Origin of the sequence: Paenibacillus sp. FSL R5-0914, from assembly GCF_038004525.1 — a bacterium.
GTDB lineage: Bacteria > Bacillota > Bacilli > Paenibacillales > Paenibacillaceae > Paenibacillus_AQ.
In genome coordinates this window covers 1,601,421-1,618,874 of sequence record NZ_JBBORH010000001.1, presented here as the reverse complement: position 1 = coordinate 1,618,874, position 17,454 = coordinate 1,601,421, and the positions used below count along the sequence as shown (strand labels likewise).

Genomic DNA, 17,454 nt, shown 5'->3' with positions numbered 1-17,454 from the left:
CCTACACCCCCTTCAGTTGATTCCAGGTTAGGGGCCCTTTGGGCAAATAATCATGTGTATGCGTCGCCGGAGGAAACACTGCTGGTTTACCCGCTACCCCCGCCCAAGCTACACTATCCGCTTGTTGCGCGAAATCCACCTTGCCATTGTTATTCGTATCGTAAATACTTTTCAGCATGTCCCCGGTACTTTGTGCCGCAACTAGCAAGACATTCCCAGCAGCAGAACCGATATATAGCTTCCCACTGTCTGTACAGTAGCCAAGCTCACCAATAGCCAGTGCTCCAATCGCACTTTCCAATCCGCGGCGTATTTGAATCAATGTCTTTAAAGCCATTGTCCCGCCCCCTAGAAAGTTCCGCCATCAATACTGGCTACGGTAAGTTTATTGCCATTCGCAGCATCATAAATGATGCTACTTCCATCCACACTTACAGCTACACCGGATCCATCTACGGTGATCCCTTTTCCAGCCGTAACCGCAATCGCGTCTGCAGTAACCGTGATTCCATTGCCTGCACCAATATTCAGTGTCACAGCATCGGCCTGACCACCACCAATCAGCCCGTTCCCAGCTGTAATGGTCTGTAGCGCACCACCCGTGCGTACCCATGCGCTGCCATTCCAGCTATAGATCTTTTGCTCATCATCGACGTAAGCGGTCCAGCCTACGGCAGGAACATAAAATACCCAAGCAGCAGATTGGTACTCCACGATTTGATTCGTTTTCCCCGCCCATGCCCCGGTTGCTCCCGCTGGAATAATGTATCGATCACCCTCAACCGGACTGGCAGGTGGAGCCAGCAGGTTCTGATCTTTTACCGACGCTTGCGGTTCGATGTTATGCTTTGCTAGCTCAATTTCATTTTTAATCTTTTGCGCTGACCACAAATCTGTAATCGTAGTCCCGGCATCATTGATCGTCCGGTGCTTGGTCACATCGTCAATGTGAGTCTTGATCTCAGCGGCAGTCTTTACATTCGTGCCATCTGATACTTTATTGATATGTCCCGCACTAATATCCGCTTTAAGCACCTTCGCGTAGGTTGCTCCATCAGCGATATCATCAATTGTACCTGTCAGATCGCTAAGCTTCTGCGCGTTCACCCGCCGCCAAGCTGCCCCATCATCAAAATATAAATATCCGCTATTCGAACCCGTAGTCACGTAATACAAACGGCCAACGGCTCCTGCAACCGGACGCGAGGCTTCTGGCCCGGACAACGCCCTTCCGACCATGGAATTAGACGTGCCGTCACCAATATAAACTTCCTTAGTATCACTGCAAAAACCAAGCTCACCCGCCTTCAACACGCCATAACTCGTTAGCTCAGCCTTTGTTCCCCGCTTTATTTGTATAGTCTGTGCCATTTTACACCTCTCTTCTGAATGATCCTCCGTCAATCTGACCCTTGTTCTTATACCGTTCTATTTCAGTTTGAACAGCGGTAATACTTACCTGCAAACCATTAATATCATCCGCTTCAACTGTATCCCCGGGGGTTTCGTAAGTCACATAAACCTCAGGCACATCGGCAAAAATCTTAATCAACCGCCGCCATGGCGCTTCATCCGGAAAAGACACCGTAAAATTACGTAGCTCGATCCCGGAATACTGTGACCCTGTGTACACCGCGATGGTCTGATTATTGATGTTGTCATGCGCAAGCGCACCACTATACATGCCATTTACAAGCGGTAATCTCTCTTCAATAACATAGCTGCCACCATTTGCTTTTTTATTAAGCTTTTCTTGAAAAATATCAACTTTCTCCGGGTAACCCATGCTACACCTCCAGTAAAACGTTGCCGAACAAAGGTATTTCTTCTTCGTTCAACATTACGTTGCCCGCTCCACCGTTCAGCTTCAGTTCACTGTAATCCGCGACTCCCTCAGTAGCTAGCAATAGTGCACCGATTACTGACTGGCTAATATAGGTTGCTGAAAAAGCCTTCTCCTTGCGATAACTCTCAAGAATCCCCTTGAATTCATCATTTACAGCTTGCAGCGCATAACCTGAAGCGAGGGTAACTTTTGCGCTTACACTAATACTTTTGCCTTTCGCCGACGCTACTGTTACAACTGCACCTACGGGTGCTTGCCCCTCACCCGCTCCAGAGACCGGATCAATGTAATGCTGAACCTTAGTCACCAGTAGCTCAGAAGCAGGTTTTTTCTCAGCGTCCACAACAATCACCTTCACCGTCTTAGGACCGTTCCATAACGGAAAAACACGTGCACCTCCCACACCCACAACCTGCATCGCCCACTCCATATAGTGATATTTATTGCCGCTAGTAGCTGGGCGTCTGGCTGAATCCAAATAACGCTGGCGTAGCGATTCATCACTTTCGGCGTTCTCCCCAGGGATCAGAAGAGAAGCTATTTCTCCGCGCGCAAGGTCTGAAATATAATCCACTGGCAGTAAAGAACCAAAATATCGGTTTCCTTCTTCTCCAGCGGTTTCACTTTCTAGCCGATACACTCCAGGAGATAGCTTCTCCACAGCCATATAATTCAGCATATCGAGTGAGAAGCGGCTACCGAGAGGAACATCCACATATCCCCCATCCGCTTTATAAAAAATTCCTTTTAGCTGCGCCTTGCTCGCTTCACGCCTTACAATTCCTGACCAGGATATACTTCGCTCCAAGTACTCACCGGTAGCCGTATCTGCAAAATACAGATTATTATTCACATCCAGCTCAATGTACATTTGTGCCAGCTCTGCTGCTGCCGGAGCGAGCGCGTCATAAATGATGCTACCCTCTCGTTTATCCAGACCTGACGGAACCCGGTCCAGCATCCGCTCTAAAAGAGCCTCATACGTCTGATCCTCATACATCCTCATTCCACTCCTTTCTCAGCTGAAAATTCCCATAACGTGTGACCACCTTACAATCAAAAGTTAGATTATCCCCGTTAAAAGAAACCTCAATATTCTCTAAGCTAAGGATTCGTTCATCCTGAAGTAAGGCCTCACTAATGACACGTCTGATTTCAGCTCTGACCAACAGCCGATCCTTACCCAGAACCAGCTGCCACTCTGTTCCGTAATCCGAACTGTAAATCAGATGTTCAAATCTATCGGTTCGCAGAATTTTGGCCGCTGCCTGCTGCACTGCCTCAAGTCCATCCGCTTGGCCAGTGATCCTTTTTCTGTCCCAATCCATTCGGTAGGTTAGACTGGGGCTTTCCCCACGTTCAAGGTTGACCTCGCCTTCAAGAAGGGCTGTTATCGGTCCAGCTTTTCCAATCGCAGGAATCATATCGGACTCACCAGCCGATCCAGAACAATATAGCTTTGTCCACCCTGCATCCGAACCATCAGAACCCGATCACCAGAGGCAAGTCCTCGACGCACTACCACTTCTCTACCCTCTAGCTCGACTTTACATTCCATTACCGATTCAGGCAGCACTAGCGCATTCCCCGATAAAATAAAACGTTGATCCACCTGGATCTGCAAAGGAGCTGCCTCCGTTACTGTCCCATAAGAAAAAGCCACGGGATTTGTATTTCCCACGGCTCCTAAGCTTGCTTTTTTTATAATATCCAACATCATTTCTACACCACCTTTATATCGAGGGACATCGTATGCTCCCCACCGGAAATCTTATGACTACATTGATCCACCAGAAACACCTGAGTCTTGAATTCATCAAGCAGGACATAAATGAAATTACCAGCCCTTACGCGCATATCACCAATCGCCTGTACGGAGAGACTAAGCTTTTCACGGTTGTGCATTTTTAGCAGATTATTTGCCTTCTCCTGAATTTGTGCAGCATTCGCTTTGTCATCGGCCTTCTGATACAAGTGCAGGATACCCCAGCGTTTCACATTATCCTTATCGCTAACCGGAAAGAAATCACGCTTACCAGACTTCTCGTTATCCTTGTATAGAAAAATGGTGTTGTACGTATCATCATCAATACTTTTTTTGAGCGAATAGTCGTACAGATACTGCCCCGCTCCCAGCACCAGATTAAGCAGCATAGACTCCGGTTTACGAAGCGTCAGCTTACCAAAGTCATCGTAAAAAGCCATCAGCCGCCCCTTATACTGAAGCTCACTGCCGATCGCTCCCATAATGATGTCCAGCAGCTTTTTGTCATCTTCAATTAATGAGGGAATTCGGTACTCTGTATTCTCCAGCACACCTGTCTTCAGGCCGTAGTCCTTGGTTATTTTAGTAATAACATCGCTAGCCGTGACATCCTGCAAAACATAACTACCATTGCCTAGTAAATAACGAATCTGATCATAAGCAGTCAGCTTAATCTCCTGATCCGAGCCTGTATCAATGCTGAACACAAACCCGTAGAATACATCCACATTATCTTTGCTGAACTGAATAATATCACCGTTGCTGATGCTAAACTTGGGATGCTGATAGATACCACTGTCCACAAGTGTTAACTCTAGCGTTGATGGTTTGCCTGAACGAGCAGTTTTCCATGTAATATCGGAGACAATACCTGAAATATCCCATAAATGTCCTTCCTTATTCTTTACAAGTAGCTCCATAACAGCCTCCTACGGTAGCTTAATGACCTTACCGATTGGAAGCTTCCTCAGCTCACTATCTTTAATGCCATTAAGTTTCTGGATTTCTCCACACCTTTTGCCATCTCCAAGAATTTCTTTAGCGATTTTCCATAGATTGTCTTTAGATTTCATGATATACGTTTTAGGTTTGGGCTTTTCATTAGCCCGCTTCTGTTCTACCTTCACTTCATCTTTGACAACCTTAACTGCTACCGCTTGATAGAATACATACTTTTTGAGAGATAAAGAATATTCAATATCCCCTGATGTACCCGCACTGAGCTTCCAAGAGAAACCTTCAATACTCATAGCCATGTTCACACCGAAATCAATTTCTATGGATTTATCCTCACTAGTCGATGATTCCTTTAACCATTTCTGAGGGTTGTTTAGCTTCCCATCAGCTTTTTTCAAGTCATCAGCATAACTCACCCCAGAGAATACAAAACGAATAGGTCTGCGACTAGTCATCCACTTCTTAATCAGCTCCACATATTCAAAAGGTCTCTTCAACCCGTCTTCTTGCACCAATACGAACGGATACTTTTGTGCCGGAAAAATACTTTCAATTGTAATCTCCGTAAGCTTCGGATAAGCAATCGTATTGATTTCACCCAAATCTATAATGGTATAGCTTTTTCCATCCCCGCTCTCTTTGATCTCTAAGGTCTCCGGGTTGACTGGTAGCCGGAATGCTTCCGCCTGATTATTAAAACCAAGAAAAATCCCGTACTCTTCCACGTTACGTATACACCCCCTGCGCTGTAGAGACAAACTCTTCGTTCAGCTTTTGCCCGATCTTGTTGATAATCGTATCAATGTCTCCAGCATTGTTGATATTTCCAGTTGTTACCTGCACCGTCGGCGTCAGCTGCACAAAATTCTGGATCGCCTGAATCTCCGCCAGCTCCCTCAGCATTTTCAGATCATCGCTAGAGATGTCTACAGTGTCGTTGATGGAGTCGAGTTGCTTCACGCGGTTTACGGTGTTTAGATTACCTGGAGTTCCTGCATTTTGAAAAGAACCCGTAGCTGAAGGTGTATTCATCGTAGGAACTACTGGAATTTCAGGTACGGTAGGCGTTTGCAAAGGTTTTGACAAATCCCCTGAATGGGTAGTATTCCACTGATTTAATGTGGTGTTATTACTCTTATTTCCACCTACATTTAATTTTTCTTTAAACTTATTGATATCAAAATTCTGGATTTTTTCTGCCCCTGAATTAAAAGAAGCTCCAATGTCCATTTGCAAATCCTTTTTGAATTGACTGCTATCAACCTCTTCAATATGAAGATTGATCTCCGACTCTATACCAATAAATTTGCCAACAGCTCCAACTACTTTATTTATACTATCTAGCAAAAAGTTCACAGCGCCAATAATACCATTAACAAATCCGGTCCAAAGATCGATAACAAAGCCCACAAATTCTGCAACGAGCTGTCCCAGTCCCCTGAACATATTCGCCAAAAAGTCCCTCACAGGCTGAAGGGCTGCCACAATCCCTAAAAATGCTACTATAAGTGCAACTATAAGCCCTATTACAAGTGCAATTGGATTAGCACTCATCACAGCGTTGAAAATGCCTTGGGCTGCGGTAGCAATTCCGGTAGCAATAGATGAAATTCTAGTTGCAATTGTTGAGGCATTCATCGCGATTGCTAAGGCAATAACTCCAGCAACAACACCCAAAACAATCGGCAAAACAACAGGGTTGCTAAGAACACTCCAGAGATACAATGCACCTTGTACGACCTGCGAGAATACTTGTGCAAGTATCGCCAGTCCAATCGCTATCCCATCGATAATTGGCTGAAAGCTTCCATCTGAAAATGCCTGGTTAAGAATGCCTAATAGTGGTGACAATGCCGCAAGAGCACCTTCTCCCATACCAGCCAGAGAGTTGTTATAGTTTCCAAGAAGAGCTTGCCATTGATTAACGGGTGAATCCATCATGGTTTGTAGCGAATCACTCGTCATCCCTGACGTTGTCATAATATCTCCCAAAGTACTCAAAAAGGCTTCCATATTGCCCGTTCCGGCCACTAGATCAAGTCCACCCAGATCCTCTTTATCCACCTGAAGCATGGATGCTAAATCACTAGAATCCCCCTCAAAAGCAGAAGTAATCGCCGATGAAGTATCACCAATATCTTTACCCTCCGGAGACATCATGCTTAGCCTTGTGGAATAATCCATAAGCTTATCTAACTGATCCGTATTTTGAGTTTTAGGATAAAACGACAAGACACTTTCCATGGACTTGTTTACATCCTGCCCGGTATCTAGTGCCCTCTTCTTGAACTTATCAAACATTGCCACACCAACATCAGCATTTCCGGTTTTCGCTTTAAAAAGATCCTCCCATTTTTGCTGTTCAGCTGCAGGCGCAAGCACCTTTTCCATAACTCCTTTAACTTTTTCCAGCACACCTTTGGCTTTCCCAAAAGCACCGGTGATCTTTTCCCATGTACCCGCCTGCTGCTCAGCACCTGCTGCTCCTTGTTCTGCCGCATCGTTCAGTCTCTCCTGAGCCTGTACTGCGCCTCCAATAGAAGCTTGAATTCTGGTATAAGCTGCACTGTAATTGTTAGTGATGTTGTACACGGGCTTATTGACTATTTTCATACTGATTCGGTTTAAAGTTGCGGAAAAGGAATTTGAAATATTTGCAGAAACCTGAGTTGTAATTTGATTGGTTATATCATTAATCCATTGATTGGAGACTTGCTGGATTCCAGCTATATTGTTTTGCATACCTGCCATTCATTCACCCCCTATCTCTTCCTCGCCTTACTCCGTGCCTGATCCCGCTTCTCCTTCTCCACACGAACAGCAATCATCGCATAAATTGCGGCACGTTCACGTGAAGACAGCTTCATTAGCTCATGCGGTAAAATATGAAGCTCGTGGAGGGCGTAGTAAGCTAAGTTCGCTTCACTGTCGCCCTCGTTGATTAGTTTTTTACTTCATCCACCAGCTCGTTCATATCTGTACCGAAGCCATTCAAGGCCTGTACCCGTTCACCCAGTGCCGCGAATTCACCTGGAAGCAGCATTTTACGCAGCAGCGTTTCGGCACCAAGAACGCCATAAGAACGCTGTAGCTCAGCATTTTTCAGATCTGGATGCACTACACTTGAGGTCATAAGCTTAGCCATATAATCATTCGGTTCAATCTCGGAGGTATACACTCCGTTCTTACCTTTGACCTTACGAGTAGCTGCTTTACGGCATTCCTGATTCTCATCCTCGTTCATACTGCGTAGCTTCCAGGCAACTGCGTTCCCTTCCTTATCCTTAAACCGCTGCGATACCACAAACTCCTCGGTCGTGTCACATGCTACATTTTGCGCAAAAAACAAACTTAATTCACTCATTGTCTTCCTCCTAAAATGATTTAGTTTCTTCTAGTACTACTAACTAGACAGAGAAGAGACCCGCCGCTCACCTGCACGCCCGGGCCTTACTTGCTCCTATCTAGTTGTCTTTATTAGTTTCCAGTGCCTGCTGGAGCGCCAAAAGCTTGCACAATCTGCACGTCTTCAAAGGTAAAGCTCACTTCTTCTTCCAGCGCATCTGATTCTGTATCAAGAGAAGCCATGATGACACTGTCAAGGTTCACTCCTTTTAAAATAATGCGTTGTGCTCCCACACTGGACGATGGGTCTTCATTCGTAACCTCAATATCGAAATATTGATCGACACCTGTATTCATATAATCGAGCATCATCTGGCGGAAACGGCTAGTCATATAAAAAATCGTCATCGAACCGCTGCCCGACCATCCAGTCGCTTTATGCTGAACACCACGGCGGCCTAGAGTCTTCACCTCTGCCTTTGTTTTTTCTACCGTAGCTTCAAGCGTCTTCACATAGAACATCTCTTCAGCTTGCGTACCAATCACGGCATACGCACGGCCCTCCTGGCCGGAAATCGTATCACTAGCTTTTAAAAATGCCATCTTAAACCACCTTCACTTTCATATATACTTTTTCTACGGAATCAACTGGCTTCACAGCCACGTCGAGCACAATACTATCGCTATCAGTACCTGCCACAACGACAACATCGGTCTGCGCATTAAAGCTTTCAATCGCCCCCATATCCTGCAGATCATTCATGTAAGTTGCACATTGTGACCAGAACAGAGCCCGTCCATCTTCATTATTGGCTACCTTACCAATGTAGTAGTTCTCAAAAATACGCTTTAGATCATTCGCAATCCCATCCAGCACGCGTAGCACACGATTTTTGGAGAACGCTTTGCCTTTATCCGGAGAAAATGCCGTAAACGTGTTAATATCTTGCTCCACCACAGCTCGCCCTCCACTGTAAGTAAAGAGCAATTCACCTCGCAGCAAAGCTGCAGTCGTCTCAGAATGGCTAAGCCGCACATCAGCGTCAACGGAGTCGTCATATCCCTGATAAGTCAGCGATTGATTCACCGCAGCAGCAGCCGTAGCACCGGCCACCCAAGCAACAGCATTGTTATTATCAATCATAGTTCCGTCACTCAGTACTACCCCATTCTTCACGCTGATCACACCCTCATGACCCGCAGTAGCATAATCCGATAGTACAGCCTGCACCTTCTTACCTTCCGTATCCCGTAGTCGTCTTACCCAAGAGCTATACAGCGCCTTAAGCGTACTATCCTGCGATACTAGTCCAACCGTTTGGAACTCAAGCACCTCAAGAGCAGACAAGAAATCGCTGTGCGCACCATTTGTCACCGTACCATTAGCTCCGCCAATAAGCGGCATCCCTGCGGTTAGCTTCAAGCCTTCTGCACCATTTTTCTGGAATTGTACATAATCGTTAGCGACCAACTCTTCAGCCGTTCCAACCGTTTGCTTATTCAGTTCAGTTCCATTCAGCAGTGTCTTTACATCAAAAAGAGCATTATTCTCAATATTCTTCTCAATAACAACAGAAAGATCATTTCCGCGTACACCGCCATATTTAGCCGTAACCTGTAGACCATTGTTCGTGACCGCCGCTTTAACCCCTTCATTCAATCGATAGAGCAGTAACGTTCCCGCACGTTTCAGCGCTTCGCGCACTGGTAGTAGTGTCGAATGTTCCAGATCATAACCTAGCAGCTTATTTACATCGTCCTGCGGGGTAATCTTCATGATCACTCCGGGTTCTCCCCAAGATAAGGCAAGTGCCAAAGCAGTAATTCCGCGTTCTCCCATTTTGCCGATGGCACCTTGATTCGATGCTACATTTACGTACACCCCGGGGCGTACCTTATTTTGAGTTGTCCATGTTCCGCCTGCCATTAGTTCAAAACCTCCTTATTCATAAACAATCCCATAGATTGCTTCGCTTCTTCGATCGTATAACTTTTGTCATCCTGCAAAATAACGTTCAGCACATCCTTTTCCTTAACCGTAAAAAGCGATGAATTCACAATCTGCTCTTTACCAAAACGATCTCCATTACTCACCTTTGTGCTCATTTCAGTCTTTCTCCTCCTATCATTTGTCCCATCTTAATAGGGTCAGGCTTCTCACTTTGCAAATACACCATATAGTCCGTTGTAAAAAGCGGTCCATGCCCCTCTACCCCAGCTTCCCAGGCTTGCCTAGCTACACGAAAGGAGCCACCCTCTTGCTCCATCCCTGCCATTGCCTCACTCAGCTTATCTGCCATTCTCTCAGCTTCCAGAAGACTGCCTTGTTCATAACGGATACCGAAGCGATAGACCGCTAAATATCGGCCTTCCCGCTGCCGATCCAGAGTCGCTGAGATCAGTCCGGGATAAAAATAAGCCGTCTGAGGTTTCTCCCCCTCCACATATACAGGCACATCTGGAAAGTACCTCTCCAGCGCACTCGTAATGTGTTCTCGTAATTGTTGTACAGACATCACTTCATTCCTTTCTGATCTGCGGCGGATCGCCGATCTTTGATGGTGTTAACCTTCAATTGCATTAACATTTAAGAAGACACCCCCTCTACTAAAATTAAGAACAAAAAGGATACTATCCAATGTTGGATAATACCCTTCTATACTAGGCCAATGCCAAAAGAATCTTTCACCGCTAGATTTGTTCTCATCACCACTAGGGTTGAACTATTAGCAGAGCATTCATGCTCTTGCGGTGTTCTTTTTGCTTCATTTGCCATGTTATAAATATACACCCCTATTTGCCTTGCAGAGACGGTATACCGACGAGGTTTAAGCTAGCTTTGGGATGGTATAGAGCGGTTTTTCGGAGGAACATAAAATCAATAAAAAAAGACCGCATCATCCGCTCGGACGACACAGTCTTTAGTAACCGTCTATATCTCTTAAGTAATACTAATCTTCTCTTTCTTCACTCTAGGTGCTGTTATTAAAGTGTTAAGGGACAGTAGACCGAGATCCGTTAAAGCCAAAGCCATCTTATAAAAAGCCTTCGAGCGTATCTTCACGTAAGTATCCTTACTTACCGGTGGATCAAACACATGATTGTAAATCGTATAATCGTACGTTTCGTCTCTTTTCATATAACGCTCTCTTACTAATTGCTGTTCCCTCGTATCGAGTCTTTCTACCACAGAGTCTATCGCCGAGCAAAAAGCCCTCCTAGCAGCCGGTATATCCACATTATAAGAAGCTATCGCAGCAGTCTGATCAGTAACAGTATTCGTAGGACCATGAAATCTTTCTGTATACGAATAAGTAGTACTGGCTTCCTTAGCCTCAAATGTAACGGTCTTAAAAATACGGTATTTCTCCAACATGCTCTCTATAGCGACCTGGGTTCGGCGACGGTCTAGCTCCGGTAAAGCAGATAAGTTCATCATTTTATGCACTCCTTTAGGTTTTAACAGAATGAGATTAAATTGCGGAAGTTTCCTAAGCAATGTGCTAAAATATAAAAGTGTTCGTATTCTGTTCGTATTTTTCTATAATATACCACTTCTCTACCAATCTCGTAAAACCCCGTTTGAGTCTGTTTTGGGCGAAAAAGAATAGTTTTCCCTCCATTATCTTGCCTTTTGGCAATAATATACGCTTTGTTGTTTACCAATTGGCAAAAAAGGCTTATATTAATAACATAAGCTTCAGTCTATAAGGAGTGGTTGAGATGAAACAGGATTTTGGGGATTATATGAAGCAACTTCGCGAAACTAAGGGACTTACTATTAATCAATTGGCAGCAGCAGCAGGTATTAGCGGATCACAGATTTCACGGATTGAAAATGGTCTAAGAGGTGTTCCTAAGCCAACTACATTACGCAAAATAGCAGAGGCTACAGGAGTCCCGTACGAGGAGCTAATGGATCAAGCGGGGTATTTGCAGGAACAGGCTCTTCCAAGCGAAGAGATTGTCCCAGAGTGGGCTACAAGCAAGGATAAACGTGACTTCCGTAAAATGCTGGAGGATGATGGAGAGCTGATGTTTGATGGGATTCCACTAGACAAGGATGACAAACAGAGGATAAAAGATGTACTGACCGGCTTATTCTGGGAAGCCAAACAGATGAACAAGAGAAAGAAATCCAACAACACTTAATAACTACACTAACATGCTGCAGGTGAAGAATATGGATGAACTGATCAATAATCTGATTAAAAAATATAAAACCAACTGTCCGTTCGAGCTGGCCTCAGCGCTAGGTATTCATATTCGCTTCATGAACCTTGGGACAGGCACAAAGGGATTATATTACCGAAAACTAAGAAGAAGATTTATCGTTATTCATAATGAGTTGCCAATTGAGTGGCAGCGCTTCGTTTGTGCGCATGAATTAGGACATGATCGTCTTCATAAGGGGATTAACCGCTTTTTCCTAGAAGAAAGCTCTTACTTCTCTCCTGGCAAGCTTGAGCGTCAAGCTAACGTCTTTGCTGTAAAGCTACTATCCATAGGCAGTAATCCTGAGCAAGAAGAATCCTGTAAAAGTTATTATCTACGGATTGGCATTCCGCCAGAAGTACAGTTTCTTTTGGAAGAATGATAGAACATATGATATATGAATTTATGCGTGTTTTAATTCTATACATAACAAAAAAAGCTCTTACCGAAGTAAGAGCTTTCTAAGAGCAATTAAGCTGAGTATCGGGATGACACGATTTGAACATGCGACCCCCTGGTCCCAAACCAGGTGCTCTACCAAGCTGAGCTACATCCCGTTACTATAAAATTATGGAGCGGGTGATGGGAATCGAACCCACGCTATCAGCTTGGAAGGCTGAAGTTCTACCATTGAACTACACCCGCAAAGGTGAAAATCGGGATGACACGATTTGAACATGCGACCCCCTGGTCCCAAACCAGGTGCTCTACCAAGCTGAGCTACATCCCGTTAAAATACTATAATTGCTTAATAAAAAAAATGGCGCGCCCTGAGAGATTCGAACTCCCGGCCTTTTGATTCGTAGTCAAACGCTCTATCCAGCTGAGCTAAGGGCGCAAAAATTATGGAGCGGACGACGGGAATCGAACCCGCGACCCTCGCCTTGGCAAGGCGATGCTCTACCGCTGAGCCACGTCCGCAATAAGTGGTGCGCGTGAAGGGACTTGAACCCCCACGTCGTGAAACGCCAGATCCTAAGTCTGGTGCGTCTGCCATTCCGCCACACGCGCATGTAATAATAAAAGTGAGCCATGAAGGACTCGAACCTTCGACACCCTGATTAAAAGTCAGGTGCTCTACCAACTGAGCTAATGGCTCGCACTTGGCTGGGGATATAGGATTCGAACCTATGAGTGACGGAGTCAAAGTCCGTTGCCTTACCACTTGGCTAATCCCCATTGATGGTACCTCTATGTTGCCCATAATCCCTCAGGAAGATTATGGTGGAGGCTGAGGGGATCGAACCCCCGACCCTCTGCTTGTAAGGCAGATGCTCTCCCAGCTGAGCTAAGCCTCCATATCTATGGGACCCTCTAAGGGTAAGTACAAGTAAAAGTTGGTGACCCGTATGGGATTCGAACCCATGTTACCTCCGTGAAAGGGAGGTGTCTTAACCCCTTGACCAACGGGCCTTGCAAATCTGTGGAGCTCTCAACCGGATTCGAACCGGTGACCTCTTCCTTACCATGGAAGCACTCTACCTGCTGAGCTATGAGAGCATGGCTCCCCGAACAGGACTCGAACCTGTGACAACTCGATTAACAGTCGAGTGCTCTACCAACTGAGCTATCAGGGAATATCCGCTTGGCAACGTCCTACTCTCCCAGGACCCTTCGGTCCAAGTACCATCGGCGCTGGAGGGCTTAACGGTCGTGTTCGGGATGGGTACGCGTGGAACCCCTCCGCTATCGCCACCAAACGGGCATTTACAGCGTAAATGCTCAGGCTTAATCGCCTGAAAACTGAATCCGAATTGAATTTGCGTCTTAAGTATAGGATAAGCCCTCGACCGATTAGTATTGGTCAGCTCCATGCATTACTGCACTTCCACCTCCAACCTATCTACCTCGTCGTCTTCAAGGGGTCTTACTAATTGGGAAATCTCATCTTGAGGGGGGCTTCACGCTTAGATGCTTTCAGCGCTTATCCCGTCCGTACGTAGCTACCCAGCCATGCTCCTGGCGGAACAACTGGTGCACCAGCGGTACGTCCATCCCGGTCCTCTCGTACTAAGGACAGCTCCTCTCAAATTTCCTGCGCCCACGACAGATAGGGACCGAACTGTCTCACGACGTTCTGAACCCAGCTCGCGTACCGCTTTAATGGGCGAACAGCCCAACCCTTGGGACCTACTTCAGCCCCAGGATGCGATGAGCCGACATCGAGGTGCCAAACCTCCCCGTCGATGTGGACTCTTGGGGGAGATAAGCCTGTTATCCCCAGGGTAGCTTTTATCCGTTGAGCGATGGCCCTTCCATGCGGTACCACCGGATCACTAAGTCCGACTTTCGTCCCTGCTCGACTTGTAGGTCTCGCAGTCAAGCTCCCTTATGCCTTTGCACTCTTCGAATGATTTCCAACCATTCTGAGGGAACCTTGGAACGCCTCCGTTACTCTTTAGGAGGCGACCGCCCCAGTCAAACTGCCCGCCTGACACGGTCCCCGTACCCGATTAGGGTACTAGGTTAGAACCTAGATACGATCAGGGTGGTATCCCAACGGCGCCTCCACCGAAGCTTGCGCTCCGATTTCTACGGCTCCCACCTATCCTGTACAGATCGTACCCAAATTCAATATCAAGCTGCAGTAAAGCTCCATGGGGTCTTTCCGTCTTGTCGCGGGTAACCTGCATCTTCACAGGTATTAAAATTTCACCGGATCTCTCGTTGAGACAGCGCCCAAGTCGTTACGCCATTCGTGCGGGTCAGAATTTACCTGACAAGGAATTTCGCTACCTTAGGACCGTTATAGTTACGGCCGCCGTTTACTGGGGCTTCGGTTCATAGCTTCGGGTTACCCCTAACCACTCCCCTTAACCTTCCAGCACCGGGCAGGCGTCAGCCCGTATACTTCGCCTTGCGGCTTCGCACAGACCTGTGTTTTTGCTAAACAGTCGCTTGGGCCTTTTCACTGCGGCCCCCTCGTGCTATTCACACTACCGGGGCACCCCTTCTCCCGAAGTTACGGGGTCATTTTGCCGAGTTCCTTAACGAGAGTTCTTCCGCGCGCCTTAGAATTCTCTTCTCGCCTACCTGTGTCGGTTTGCGGTACGGGCACCTTCTCCTGGCTAGAGGCTTTTCTTGGCAGTGTGAGATCATGACCTTCGCTACTGTAATTTTCGCTCCCCATCACAGCCCAGCCTTAACGATGTGCGGATTTGCCTACACATCAGCCTCACTGCTTAGACGGACATATCCATCAGTCCGCGTCACTACCCTCCTGCGTCACCCCATCGCTCATAGCGGATTACGGTGGTACAGTAATTTCAAACTGTTGTCCTTCGACTACGCCTTTCGGCCTCGCCTTAGGTCCCGACTTACCCTGAGCGGACGAGCCTTCCTCAGGAAACCTTGGGCTTTCGGCGGATCAGATTCTCACTGATCTTTTCGTTACTCATACCGGCATTCTCACTTGTATGCTGTCCAGCGCTCCTTACGGTACACCTTCAACCCACATACAACGCTCCCCTACCCCAGATACATACGTATCTAGCCATAGCTTCGGTGGTGTGTTTAGCCCCGTTACATTTTCGGCGCAGAGTCACTCGACCAGTGAGCTATTACGCACTCTTTCAATGGTGGCTGCTTCTAAGCCAACATCCTGGTTGTCTGTGCAACTCCACATCCTTTCCCACTTAACACACACTTGGGGACCTTAGCTGATGGTCTGGGCTGTTTCCCTTTTGACAATGGATCTTAGCACTCACTGTCTGACTCCCGGCAATAAGTATATGGCATTCGGAGTTTGACTGAGCTTGGTAATCCTTGCGGACCCCGCACCCAATCAGTGCTCTACCTCCACTACTCTTATACCGAGGCTAGCCCTAAAGCTATTTCGGGGAGAACCAGCTATCTCCGAGTTCGATTGGAATTTCTCCGCTACCCCCACCTCATCCCCGCATTTTTCAACATGCGTGGGTTCGGGCCTCCAGTGCGTGTTACCGCACCTTCACCCTGGACAGGGGTAGATCACACGGTTTCGGGTCTACGTCCACATACTAAATCGCCCTATTCAGACTCGCTTTCGCTGCGGCTCCGTCTTCTCGACTTAACCTTGCATGTTAAACGTAACTCGCCGGTTCATTCTACAAAAGGCACGCCATCACCCATTAATAGGGCTCTGACTTTTTGTAAGCACACGGTTTCAGGTTCTATTTCACTCCCCTTCCGGGGTGCTTTTCACCTTTCCCTCACGGTACTGTTTCACTATCGGTCGCCAGGTAGTATTTAGCCTTAGCAGATGGTCCTGCTGGATTCATACGGGGTTTCACGTGCCCCGCACTACTCGGGATCCGTCTCGGAGAGAACACAGTTTAGGTTACAGGGCTTTTACCTCTATCGCGGGCCTTTCCAGACCTCTTCACCTACCATATTCCTTTGTAACTCCATGTGAGACGTCCCACAACCCCTAAGAGCAAGCTCTTAGGTTTAGGCTGTTCCGCGTTCGCTCGCCGCTACTGACGGAATCACTATTGTTTTCTCTTCCTCAGGGTACTTAGATGTTTCAGTTCCCCTGGTCTGCCTCTACATCTCCTATGTGTTCAGAGATGAGTAACTGCGAATTACCACAGCTGGGTTTCCCCATTCGGACACCCCCGGATCAAAGCTTGCTTACAGCTCCCCGAGGCAGTTTCGTTGTTCGCCACGTCCTTCGTCGGCTCCTGGCGCCTAGGCATCCTCCGTGTGCTCTTATTAGCTTAACCTTGATTTTTCCGCAGGAAAATATCATACAATGACATTTCTTTTGGAATCATCTCACTAATAACATTTACTTGTTTACACAAGTTGCTAAAAGATGTTCTAAAACGCAAATTCGTTTCGGTATCCAGTTTTCAAGGATCAATGTTTAAAGAAAGTATTGAATTAAAAATTATGGTGGAGCCAAGCGGGATCGAACCGCTGACCTCCTGCTTGCAAGGCAGGCGCTCTCCCAGCTGAGCTATGGCCCCATAAAAGATATAAAGTTATATGGTGGGCCTTGGTGGACTCGAACCACCGACCTCACCCTTATCAGAGGTGCGCTCTAACCAACTGAGCTAAAAGCCCATATAACATATATAACATTGTGAATCAACCAAAGAATGGTTGTCCGCTTGGCGGCGTCCTACTCTCCCAGGACCCTTCGGTCCAAGTACCATCGGCGCTGGAGGGCTTAACGGTCGTGTTCGGGATGGGTACGTGTGGAACCCCTCCGCTATCGCCACCAAACGTATATGAAAGAGACTTACTCTTTCAAAACTGAACACGAGTGAGTGTTCGAACCCGAAGGTTCTATAATGGAAGTTTAACTTCCGATTTGAATGTCTTCATTGCAGAAGACGATTCT

17 protein-coding genes, 14 tRNA genes and 3 rRNA genes are annotated in these 17,454 nt (G+C 46.7%); 2 read left to right on the top strand and 32 right to left on the bottom strand.

Translation table 11 applies throughout. The features are described from left to right. Position 1: 1 nt before the first annotated feature. From MKX60_RS07120 to MKX60_RS07050, 15 genes are all read right to left on the bottom strand, one after another. The gene (locus MKX60_RS07120; protein WP_341059397.1) at positions 2-337 is read right to left on the bottom strand and encodes a hyaluronate lyase N-terminal domain-containing protein; all 336 of its coding nucleotides are present in this window, start codon (positions 335-337) and stop codon (positions 2-4) included. An 11-nt stretch (positions 338-348) separates the two neighbouring features. Continuing rightward, a complete protein-coding gene (locus MKX60_RS07115) occupies positions 349-1,371 on the bottom strand; it encodes a DUF2793 domain-containing protein (RefSeq protein WP_341059395.1) in 1,023 nt (340 codons plus the stop codon). Between the two features lies 1 nt (position 1,372). Next, a complete protein-coding gene (locus MKX60_RS07110; RefSeq protein ID WP_076300994.1) occupies positions 1,373-1,786 on the bottom strand; it encodes a phosphoglucomutase in 414 nt (137 codons plus the stop codon). A 1-nt stretch (position 1,787) separates the two neighbouring features. Then, the gene (locus MKX60_RS07105) at positions 1,788-2,846 is read right to left on the bottom strand and encodes a baseplate J/gp47 family protein (protein ID WP_341059394.1); all 1,059 of its coding nucleotides are present in this window, start codon (positions 2,844-2,846) and stop codon (positions 1,788-1,790) included. Beyond that, positions 2,839-3,270 (bottom strand): DUF2634 domain-containing protein, encoded by a 432-nt coding sequence (locus MKX60_RS07100; protein WP_076285574.1) that lies wholly within the window; start codon positions 3,268-3,270, stop codon positions 2,839-2,841. The genes MKX60_RS07105 and MKX60_RS07100 overlap by 8 nt, the downstream gene beginning before the upstream one ends. Beyond that, on the bottom strand, positions 3,267-3,563 hold the full coding sequence (locus MKX60_RS07095; protein ID WP_076301021.1) for a DUF2577 domain-containing protein: 297 nt from the start codon (positions 3,561-3,563) through the stop codon (positions 3,267-3,269). The genes MKX60_RS07100 and MKX60_RS07095 overlap by 4 nt, the downstream gene beginning before the upstream one ends. A 5-nt stretch (positions 3,564-3,568) precedes the next feature. Next, positions 3,569-4,531: an XkdQ/YqbQ family protein gene (locus tag MKX60_RS07090; protein WP_339243621.1), complete on the bottom strand. Its 963-nt coding sequence runs from the start codon at positions 4,529-4,531 to the stop codon at positions 3,569-3,571. 9 nt (positions 4,532-4,540) lie between these two features. Continuing rightward, positions 4,541-5,293 (bottom strand): LysM peptidoglycan-binding domain-containing protein, encoded by a 753-nt coding sequence (locus MKX60_RS07085; protein WP_076300990.1) that lies wholly within the window; start codon positions 5,291-5,293, stop codon positions 4,541-4,543. Position 5,294: 1 nt separating this feature from the next. Next, positions 5,295-7,319, bottom strand: coding sequence for a hypothetical protein (locus MKX60_RS07080; protein WP_341059392.1), 2,025 nt, complete (start codon positions 7,317-7,319; stop codon positions 5,295-5,297). A 190-nt stretch (positions 7,320-7,509) separates the two neighbouring features. Continuing rightward, the gene (locus tag MKX60_RS07075; protein ID WP_042131197.1) at positions 7,510-7,932 is read right to left on the bottom strand and encodes a phage tail assembly chaperone; all 423 of its coding nucleotides are present in this window, start codon (positions 7,930-7,932) and stop codon (positions 7,510-7,512) included. A 113-nt stretch (positions 7,933-8,045) separates the two neighbouring features. Next, entirely contained in the window at positions 8,046-8,516 is a 471-nt protein-coding gene (locus tag MKX60_RS07070; RefSeq protein ID WP_341059391.1) for a phage tail tube protein, read from the bottom strand. 1 nt (position 8,517) lies between these two features. Then, a complete protein-coding gene (locus MKX60_RS07065; protein ID WP_341059390.1) occupies positions 8,518-9,840 on the bottom strand; it encodes a phage tail sheath family protein in 1,323 nt (440 codons plus the stop codon). After that, entirely contained in the window at positions 9,840-10,019 is a 180-nt protein-coding gene (locus MKX60_RS07060; protein WP_341059389.1) for a hypothetical protein, read from the bottom strand. Before MKX60_RS07060 ends, MKX60_RS07065 begins: the two co-directional genes overlap by 1 nt. Further along, positions 10,016-10,429 (bottom strand): phage tail terminator family protein, encoded by a 414-nt coding sequence (locus tag MKX60_RS07055; RefSeq protein WP_076300986.1) that lies wholly within the window; start codon positions 10,427-10,429, stop codon positions 10,016-10,018. The genes MKX60_RS07060 and MKX60_RS07055 overlap by 4 nt, the downstream gene beginning before the upstream one ends. Before the next feature lie 425 nt (positions 10,430-10,854). Next, a complete protein-coding gene (locus tag MKX60_RS07050; protein ID WP_042194591.1) occupies positions 10,855-11,349 on the bottom strand; it encodes an ArpU family phage packaging/lysis transcriptional regulator in 495 nt (164 codons plus the stop codon). A 287-nt stretch (positions 11,350-11,636) separates the two neighbouring features. On the opposite strand from MKX60_RS07050, the gene MKX60_RS07045 reads away from it, so the two are divergent. Then, entirely contained in the window at positions 11,637-12,065 is a 429-nt protein-coding gene (locus MKX60_RS07045) for a helix-turn-helix domain-containing protein (RefSeq protein WP_042192135.1), read from the top strand. A gap of 31 nt (positions 12,066-12,096) precedes the next feature. Further along, the gene (locus tag MKX60_RS07040) at positions 12,097-12,510 is read left to right on the top strand and encodes an ImmA/IrrE family metallo-endopeptidase (RefSeq protein WP_339271807.1); all 414 of its coding nucleotides are present in this window, start codon (positions 12,097-12,099) and stop codon (positions 12,508-12,510) included. A 101-nt stretch (positions 12,511-12,611) separates the two neighbouring features. On the opposite strand, the gene MKX60_RS07035 is transcribed toward MKX60_RS07040, so the two are convergent. The 17 genes from MKX60_RS07035 to rrf (MKX60_RS06955) all read right to left on the bottom strand — a co-directional run bounded on the left by MKX60_RS07035 (position 12,612) and on the right by rrf (MKX60_RS06955) (position 17,336). Continuing rightward, a tRNA-Pro gene (locus tag MKX60_RS07035) sits at positions 12,612-12,685 on the bottom strand. A 14-nt stretch (positions 12,686-12,699) separates the two neighbouring features. Beyond that, positions 12,700-12,773, bottom strand: a tRNA-Gly gene (locus MKX60_RS07030). Positions 12,774-12,784: 11 nt separating this feature from the next. Continuing rightward, positions 12,785-12,858 (bottom strand) — tRNA-Pro (locus tag MKX60_RS07025). Positions 12,859-12,889: 31 nt separating this feature from the next. Further along, a tRNA-Arg gene (locus tag MKX60_RS07020) sits at positions 12,890-12,966 on the bottom strand. 8 nt (positions 12,967-12,974) lie between these two features. Further along, positions 12,975-13,049, bottom strand: a tRNA-Gly gene (locus MKX60_RS07015). A 6-nt stretch (positions 13,050-13,055) separates the two neighbouring features. Beyond that, a tRNA-Leu gene (locus MKX60_RS07010) sits at positions 13,056-13,139 on the bottom strand. A 15-nt stretch (positions 13,140-13,154) separates the two neighbouring features. After that, a tRNA-Lys gene (locus tag MKX60_RS07005) sits at positions 13,155-13,227 on the bottom strand. Positions 13,228-13,232: 5 nt separating this feature from the next. Next, positions 13,233-13,307, bottom strand: a tRNA-Gln gene (locus MKX60_RS07000). A gap of 43 nt (positions 13,308-13,350) precedes the next feature. Beyond that, a tRNA-Val gene (locus MKX60_RS06995) sits at positions 13,351-13,426 on the bottom strand. A 40-nt stretch (positions 13,427-13,466) separates the two neighbouring features. Further along, positions 13,467-13,541 (bottom strand) — tRNA-Glu (locus MKX60_RS06990). A gap of 11 nt (positions 13,542-13,552) precedes the next feature. Beyond that, positions 13,553-13,628: transfer RNA gene (locus MKX60_RS06985), tRNA-Thr, on the bottom strand. A 1-nt stretch (position 13,629) separates the two neighbouring features. Continuing rightward, positions 13,630-13,705: transfer RNA gene (locus tag MKX60_RS06980), tRNA-Asn, on the bottom strand. A gap of 6 nt (positions 13,706-13,711) precedes the next feature. Further along, positions 13,712-13,828, bottom strand: a 5S ribosomal RNA gene (gene rrf, locus MKX60_RS06975). Positions 13,829-13,902: 74 nt separating this feature from the next. Beyond that, positions 13,903-16,831, bottom strand: a 23S ribosomal RNA gene (locus MKX60_RS06970). A gap of 170 nt (positions 16,832-17,001) precedes the next feature. Next, positions 17,002-17,077: transfer RNA gene (locus MKX60_RS06965), tRNA-Ala, on the bottom strand. A 20-nt stretch (positions 17,078-17,097) separates the two neighbouring features. Then, positions 17,098-17,174: transfer RNA gene (locus tag MKX60_RS06960), tRNA-Ile, on the bottom strand. A 45-nt stretch (positions 17,175-17,219) separates the two neighbouring features. Beyond that, positions 17,220-17,336, bottom strand: a 5S ribosomal RNA gene (gene rrf / locus MKX60_RS06955). Between the last annotated feature and the right edge of the window lie 118 nt (positions 17,337-17,454).

Coding starts and splice junctions, on each gene's coding strand:
- MKX60_RS07060 (WP_341059389.1), bottom strand. CDS start 10,019: ATGAGCACAAAGGTGAGTAATGGAGATCGTTTTGGTAAAGAGCAGATT.
- MKX60_RS07075 (WP_042131197.1), bottom strand. CDS start 7,932: ATGAGTGAATTAAGTTTGTTTTTTGCGCAAAATGTAGCATGTGACACG.
- MKX60_RS07115 (WP_341059395.1), bottom strand. CDS start 1,371: ATGGCACAGACTATACAAATAAAGCGGGGAACAAAGGCTGAGCTAACG.
- MKX60_RS07070 (WP_341059391.1), bottom strand. CDS start 8,516: ATGGCATTTTTAAAAGCTAGTGATACGATTTCCGGCCAGGAGGGCCGT.
- MKX60_RS07120 (WP_341059397.1), bottom strand. CDS start 337: ATGGCTTTAAAGACATTGATTCAAATACGCCGCGGATTGGAAAGTGCG.
- MKX60_RS07095 (WP_076301021.1), bottom strand. CDS start 3,563: ATGTTGGATATTATAAAAAAAGCAAGCTTAGGAGCCGTGGGAAATACA.
- MKX60_RS07105 (WP_341059394.1), bottom strand. CDS start 2,846: ATGTATGAGGATCAGACGTATGAGGCTCTTTTAGAGCGGATGCTGGAC.
- MKX60_RS07040 (WP_339271807.1), top strand. CDS start 12,097: ATGGATGAACTGATCAATAATCTGATTAAAAAATATAAAACCAACTGT.
- MKX60_RS07050 (WP_042194591.1), bottom strand. CDS start 11,349: ATGAACTTATCTGCTTTACCGGAGCTAGACCGTCGCCGAACCCAGGTC.
- MKX60_RS07110 (WP_076300994.1), bottom strand. CDS start 1,786: ATGGGTTACCCGGAGAAAGTTGATATTTTTCAAGAAAAGCTTAATAAA.
- MKX60_RS07055 (WP_076300986.1), bottom strand. CDS start 10,429: ATGTCTGTACAACAATTACGAGAACACATTACGAGTGCGCTGGAGAGG.
- MKX60_RS07090 (WP_339243621.1), bottom strand. CDS start 4,531: ATGGAGCTACTTGTAAAGAATAAGGAAGGACATTTATGGGATATTTCA.
- MKX60_RS07045 (WP_042192135.1), top strand. CDS start 11,637: ATGAAACAGGATTTTGGGGATTATATGAAGCAACTTCGCGAAACTAAG.
- MKX60_RS07100 (WP_076285574.1), bottom strand. CDS start 3,270: ATGATTCCTGCGATTGGAAAAGCTGGACCGATAACAGCCCTTCTTGAA.
- MKX60_RS07080 (WP_341059392.1), bottom strand. CDS start 7,319: ATGGCAGGTATGCAAAACAATATAGCTGGAATCCAGCAAGTCTCCAAT.
- MKX60_RS07065 (WP_341059390.1), bottom strand. CDS start 9,840: ATGGCAGGCGGAACATGGACAACTCAAAATAAGGTACGCCCCGGGGTG.